The organism is Myxococcus sp. AM009 (assembly GCF_013372605.1).
Taxonomy (GTDB): Bacteria; Myxococcota; Myxococcia; order Myxococcales; family Myxococcaceae; genus Myxococcus; species Myxococcus vastator.
Map to the genome: position 1 here is coordinate 1 of NZ_JABXEP010000342.1, position 1,397 is coordinate 1,397.

Genomic DNA, 1,397 nt, shown 5'->3' on the forward strand with positions numbered 1-1,397 from the left:
CGGCAGGGCGGGCGCGGGGAAGAGCTGGTTCACCCAGACGAGCAGCTCCTCCGGCTTGTAGGGCTTGTGGATGATGCGCACCACGCCCAGCTGCCGCGTCAGCAGCTCGTGGCTCTTCAAGTCCTTCCAGAAGGCGGAGGCGAAGAGGATGGGCAGCTTGGGCTGCGTCTTGCGCAGCTCGCGGATGAAGTCCGCGCCCGTCATCCCCGGCAGCAGGCCGTCCACGATGGCGGCGTCCACCGGAACGCGCGCCAGCACGGCCTGCGCCTCCGCCGCGCTGCGCGCGGGCTCCACGCGGTAGCCCTTCTCCCGCAGGAAGGTGCCCACCAGCGACTGCAAGTCCTTGTCGTCCTCCAGGAACAGGAGCGTCCTGCTGCTCATGAGGGATGTGCCTTTCTCGCCAGCAGGCCGTTGAGGAGGTCACGCACGGAGGAGACCAGCTCCTCTTCCGAGGCGCGCGACTTGGTGAAGTGCCGGGTGATGCCCAGGGTGAGCTGCCGCTCAGCCATGCGCGTCAAATCCCGGCCCGTGAAGACGATGAGCGGCGTGGCGCGGCCCTTGCCCTGGCGGAGGATGTCGACGACCTCGAAGCCGTCCAGGCGCGGCAGGCCCACGTCCAGGACGATGAGGTCTGGCGTCGTCTCCCGCGCGAGCTCCACCGCGCTCTCGCCGTCCGCCGCCTCGAAGACCTGCACGCCCAGCCGCTCCAGCTGCGCGCACAGCGTGCGCCGGGTGGTGGCGTCGTCATCCACCACCAGCACGCGCGCCTGGCCCGGCTGCCGCGTGGCGTAGCGCAGCGACTTGAGCAGCCGCGACTCCTCCAGCGGCCGGGGCATCCAGTCCACCCAGTGCGGGACGCCCTCGGCTTCGTCCGAGCGGCCGGACAGCGCCAGCACGGGCAGTTCATGCGTGCGCGGCTGTTCGCGCAGGCGCCGCACCCAGTCCAGCGCGTGCCCTTCCGGCAGCTGCATGTCCACCACCAGCGCGTCTGGCAGCGCGGTGTCCAGGTGCTTCGCCGCGTCGATGAGGCTGGTGGCGCGCAGCACGCGGTAGCCTTCGTGCGAGAGGAGCCCGCCCAGCAGCGACGCCAGCTCCACGTCCGCGGTGGCCACCAGCACCTCATGGCGGGACGCGTCCTCGGGGATGTCGGGCGGCGGCAGGGCCGGCGCGGGCCGGGCCGACTCCAGCGTGAAGGTGAAGGTGGAGCCCCGGCCCTCCTCGCTCTCCACGGTGATGATACCGCCGTGCTGCTCCACGATGGCCTGCGAGATGGCCAGCCCCAGCCCCGTGCCCCCCTTGGAGCGCGTGTCCGAGCTGTCCAACTGCTGGAAGCGGCCGAAGAGGCGCGCACGCTGCTCCTGGGAGATGCCGGGGCCCTGGTCCACCACACTGAAACG

The 1,397-nt window shown here is 71.3% G+C and carries 2 protein-coding genes; both read right to left on the reverse strand.

All coding sequences use genetic code 11. From position 1 onward, the window contains the following. Nucleotides 1–381 (reverse strand): response regulator (locus HV824_RS35725; protein WP_176425264.1); only part of this gene is annotated, 381 nt, incomplete at its 3' end. Continuing rightward, the coding region (locus HV824_RS35730; protein WP_176425265.1) for a response regulator at nucleotides 378–1,397 on the reverse strand (1,020 nt) is incomplete at its 5' end. The genes HV824_RS35725 and HV824_RS35730, both read right to left, overlap by 4 nt.